The sequence below is a fragment of the Actinomyces sp. HMSC08A09 genome (assembly GCF_001807465.1).
GTDB classification, from domain to species: Bacteria; Actinomycetota; Actinomycetes; order Actinomycetales; family Actinomycetaceae; genus Actinomyces; species Actinomyces oris.
The window spans coordinates 52,333-56,259 of the sequence record NZ_KV789151.1 but is presented as its reverse complement, the minus strand read 5'-3'; the positions used below and the strand labels follow the sequence as shown (position 1 = coordinate 56,259).

5 protein-coding genes are annotated in these 3,927 nt (G+C 68.2%); 1 reads left to right on the top strand and 4 read right to left on the bottom strand.

From position 1 onward, the window contains the following. Window positions 1-149 precede the first annotated feature (149 nt). From HMPREF3165_RS11060 to HMPREF3165_RS11045, 4 genes are all read right to left on the bottom strand, one after another. Entirely contained in the window at window positions 150-359 is a 210-nt protein-coding gene (locus tag HMPREF3165_RS11060) for a helix-turn-helix domain-containing protein (protein WP_003788881.1), read from the bottom strand. Next, the gene (locus tag HMPREF3165_RS11055) at window positions 356-1,123 is read right to left on the bottom strand and encodes a hypothetical protein (protein WP_070513488.1); all 768 of its coding nucleotides are present in this window, start codon (window positions 1,121-1,123) and stop codon (window positions 356-358) included. The genes HMPREF3165_RS11060 and HMPREF3165_RS11055 overlap by 4 nt, the downstream gene beginning before the upstream one ends. A gap of 374 nt (window positions 1,124-1,497) precedes the next feature. Then, the gene (locus HMPREF3165_RS11050) at window positions 1,498-2,217 is read right to left on the bottom strand and encodes a hypothetical protein (protein WP_070513485.1); all 720 of its coding nucleotides are present in this window, start codon (window positions 2,215-2,217) and stop codon (window positions 1,498-1,500) included. Window positions 2,218-2,360: 143 nt separating this feature from the next. Continuing rightward, a complete protein-coding gene (locus tag HMPREF3165_RS11045) occupies window positions 2,361-3,047 on the bottom strand; it encodes a hypothetical protein (protein ID WP_070513483.1) in 687 nt (228 codons plus the stop codon). A gap of 244 nt (window positions 3,048-3,291) precedes the next feature. Here HMPREF3165_RS11045 and HMPREF3165_RS13945 point away from each other — a divergent pair. After that, a partial coding sequence (locus HMPREF3165_RS13945) for a Clp protease N-terminal domain-containing protein (RefSeq protein WP_305366991.1) occupies window positions 3,292-3,927 on the top strand: 636 nt, incomplete at its 3' end.

Sequence of the window (3,927 nt, the reverse complement as noted above, 5' to 3'; positions counted from 1 at the left end):
CCCCCGGCTGGAAGGAAAAGTCCCCGGCCGTGTGGAGTGCCCCCTCCCGCGCAGCCCCCGGCTGGAAGGAAAAGTCCCCGGCCGCGCGGAGTGTCCCCGACGGCGAGGACTGGCGCCGGGAGGGGCGCCGGGGACGCGTACTGGGCGGGTCAGTCCGACACGACCTCCAGGAGCTCTCCGACCGAGCACCCCAAGGCCTCGCAGATGGCGCAGAGTGTGGAGTAGCGAATGGCCTTGGCGCGGTCGTTCTTGAGCACGGAGAGGTTGACGGTGGTGACCCCGACCTTCTCGGAGAGCTCCACGAGCGTCATCCCGCGGGCGGCCAGCAGTTCATCGAGGTGGCAGACGACGCGACTCACACGAGCCCCTCGGTCTCCTCGCGCAGCACGGTGTTCTCCGCGGCCAGCCTGCCGGCGCGCTGGTACACGCGGTGCAGGGCGAGTAGCAAATGCATGGCGAGGATGAGGATGATGATGCTCTTGAGGGTCGGGATGTCGTTGCCGGTGGGGATGAACCCGGTCAGCTCTCCGTCTGCTCGGGCGCCGGTGAGGTACTCGTCCGAGATCGCCATGCCTGAGATGTGCAGAGCCAAGGCGCTCAGCTGCTGTCCCAAGAGCAGCCAGAACAGGTGACCGCCCCGAGTGAAGAGGTGGTCGACGAATCCTGCTCGGTTCGGGCGGATCGCGGCGATGAACCGGACGAAGGCCACGGCGCAGGCCGCGATGAGGAGGAGGTGGATGACGATAACCAGGCCGACGAGGAAACGCGCGCCGCCGGACATCCCATGCAGAATCCCGTGGCTCACCGAGTAGCCGCCGAGCATCTCCATCGTCGCGTGCTTGAAGGACAACTGCTGGTCCAAGGCGGGGTCGCTGTCGGTGAACTCCAGCAGCAGTCCGCGGCCGTCGATGAGGCCCCACAGGTTAGAGCCGAGCGTGTAGAAGGGGGACAGGCACAGCAGGAACACCAGGAATGAGGTGAAGGCCAGGCTGCCGGTGCCGACGCCGGCGTCGGCACCGGGGGTGACTCCGGCGTCATCCGCTGGGGACTGGTCGGCGGTCACCCCGCCGTCGAGGTCGGTGCCGGGGATGGTGTCCGAGTCGGCTTCAGTGCTGGTCGTCATGATGACACTCCATATCGATTAACGATGTATCGATAGTCGATATGTTGCGCTTGGAGGTTCGCCCGTGTCAAGCATTCATCCGGGGTGGGGTTCTGTCGTTCAGCCATTGCCGACGGCGTCAGGTGGAGGTTGTGCGTACTGCCGGGGAGGTGGTGCGCGGCGGGGGCATTGCACGCGATGGGAGACGTTGCGCGCGGTCGGGTGCGGAAACTTCCGGCCGGGGACATCCTGCGCGTGCGGGGACGGGATTGCTGTCCCCGACGGCGTCGAATGCCCCCGGCCGCACGAGAAAGCCCCCGGCTGCGTGGCATGTCCCCTCCCACGCAGGCCCGGACATGAGAGAAAGTCTCCGCCCGGAGTGACACGTGCGGTGCTCAGTGGATCGTCTCGAGGATGGTTGTCTTCAGCTCATCGATGGACTGACCGCTGGAACCGGCGTTGACGGAGATGATGGCGTACTTCCCCTTCTCCTTGGTGGGGGTTGCGATGAGGGCGCCGTTGATCGTCTGGCCCCCGATGTTCGCGGTGTAGTTGAGCACGGCCGCCTCGCCATTGGCGGTCTGCTCGGTGGAGTAGCCGGTCGAGGTCGCTCCGGGGATCGAGGTGAGGGCGGGGCTCAGCTCGGCCTCGGTCAGGGGCTTGGTGGCGGGAATGGTGGTCTTGGAGACGTTGGCGTTGCCGAGGTAAGGGGTGAAGCCGTCGTCGGGGGCCTTGTAGTAGATGTCGGATGTCTCGTCCAGGGGGGTGGCCTGCCAGCCCTCGGGCACCGCGAAGGTGAGGTTGACGGTGGGGGCGGTGACCTCCTGATAGCCCGCGGGCGTCGCCTTGGGGAGGTCGCTCTGCGTGGCACTGGCCGAGGCGCTGGCGGAGGCCTTGTCGTCGCCCTTGTTGGTCTTGTCCGCCTCGGCATCCTTCTTGCTGTCCTTGGTGTCACTGTCCTTGTCGTCGCCCTTGTCCGATTCTGCCGAGCTGTCGGAGGCGGCCGACTTGGAGGAGTCGGAGCCCTCAGTGCTCTGAGAGCAGGCGGTCAGAATGGGGGCGGCTGTCAGGGCGAGGCCGGCCAGCAGGGTCGCAGCGGTGCGTACGGGTTTCATGATGCTCCAGTGTGTGAGTGCGAGTGTGCTCCCTAGGGCATCACGTTCTGGTGGGAACGCACGATGGGGATGCTTCCCCATCGTGGACTGAAGGAGGGCTCGCGGTCACTGCGCCGTGACAGGCTCGCTGTCGCCTCTGCCCGTCAGTGGGCCGTCGTCAGGATGGTGGACACGATGGTGTCGACCTCCTCGGCGCTGCCGGCCGTCACAGCGATGCGCACGTAGGTGCCCGACGACGTCGGAACGGCGACTACCGCACCGGCCGTCTGGGTGCCCTGAACCTGCGCGGTGGAGGTGTCGACGGCGGCCTGCCCGTAGGTGGACGGCTTGGTGGAGTAGCCCGTCGGCGTGCCTCCCTGTCGGGTGATGATCTCGTCCAGGCTCGCCTGGGACGGGGGTGTGGAGGAGGTCTCGGCCTCCTTGGCGACCGCGACGCTGTTGAAGGACAGGCCACCGTTCTGCGAGAACCGGCCGTAGAAGGCGTCGGTGCTGCTCAGGCGCTGGGTGAGGGTGGAGGGGTCCACCCCCTGGGCCCGGGCGAGCAGCGCCTTCTGGGCCTCGGGAAGAGCGTTGAGGTCCTCCCAGTCCTCGGGAATCGCGAAGGTGAGGCCGGATGTCGGTGCGGTGACCGCCTGGTGCCCCGCCGGGATGGAGGGGGTCGTGCTGGCGGAGGCGCTCGCGCCGCCCCCGCTCGACGACGTCGCCGCGGCCGCGGGGCCCGATCCGGTCGCTGTCGCTGCGGCCGAGCCCGCCGATGAGGGGCTGGTCTGCGAGCAGCCCGCCAGAATGAGGATGGTGGCCAGGGCCAGGGTGGCGCGCGTGGTTCTCATGAGGTCTCCGGGGTGAGGGCAGGGTCGTGATGTGACCATAGCGGCGTCGTGGAACAACGGTGTTTCAAGCGGTTGGTTGGCATGTTGCAGGTCGGCGCGATGACCGGCGGAGTGTCTCCTGCAGCGCCCCAAGGAGTAGTCCACGTCACTGCCGGTCTCAGAAGTTGAGTGGAATAGACTCAACTCTGCGAAGGTTGTGGTGACCAGAAGACGCAACACGTCACTACCTCTGAAGGAGATCCGCATGGACACCAACTACACCACCAAGTCGCAGGAGGCGATCTCTGGGGCGATGCAGGCCGCCGCCGCGGCCGGCAACCCCCAGATCGAGCCCGCGCACCTGCTCGTTGAGCTCCTCTCCCAGCCCGACGGCGTCGCCGCCGGACTCCTGGCCGCGGTCTGCCCCGACGCGGCGGCCCGCCAGGCCGTTGGCGCCTCCGCGCGCCGCATCCTCACCCAGCTGCCCACCTCCTCGGGCTCCTCCATGACCCAGCCTCAGCCCTCGCGCTCCCTGCTGGCCGCCCTGGAGGCCGCCTCGACGGTCGCCAAGGAGCTGTCCGACGAGTACATCTCCACCGAGCACCTGCTCATCGGCCTGGCCAAGGGCGACACCTCCGGCTCCGCCCCCACCGTGGCCCGCATCCTGGCCGACGCCGGCGCCACCCCGGAGGCCCTCATCGAGGCCCTGCCCCAGGTCCGCGGCTCCTCGCGGGTCACCTCCGCCAACCCCGAGGGCACCTACAAGACCCTCGAGAAGTACGGCACCGACCTCACCGAGGCCGCCCGGGAGGGCCGCCTCGACCCGGTCATCGGCCGCGACGCCGAGATCCGCCGCGTCGTGCAGGTCCTGTCCCGGCGCACCAAGAACAACCCCGTCCTC

Coding starts and splice junctions, on each gene's coding strand:
- HMPREF3165_RS11045 (WP_070513483.1), bottom strand. CDS start 3,047: ATGAGAACCACGCGCGCCACCCTGGCCCTGGCCACCATCCTCATTCTG.
- HMPREF3165_RS11055 (WP_070513488.1), bottom strand. CDS start 1,123: ATGACGACCAGCACTGAAGCCGACTCGGACACCATCCCCGGCACCGAC.
- HMPREF3165_RS11050 (WP_070513485.1), bottom strand. CDS start 2,217: ATGAAACCCGTACGCACCGCTGCGACCCTGCTGGCCGGCCTCGCCCTG.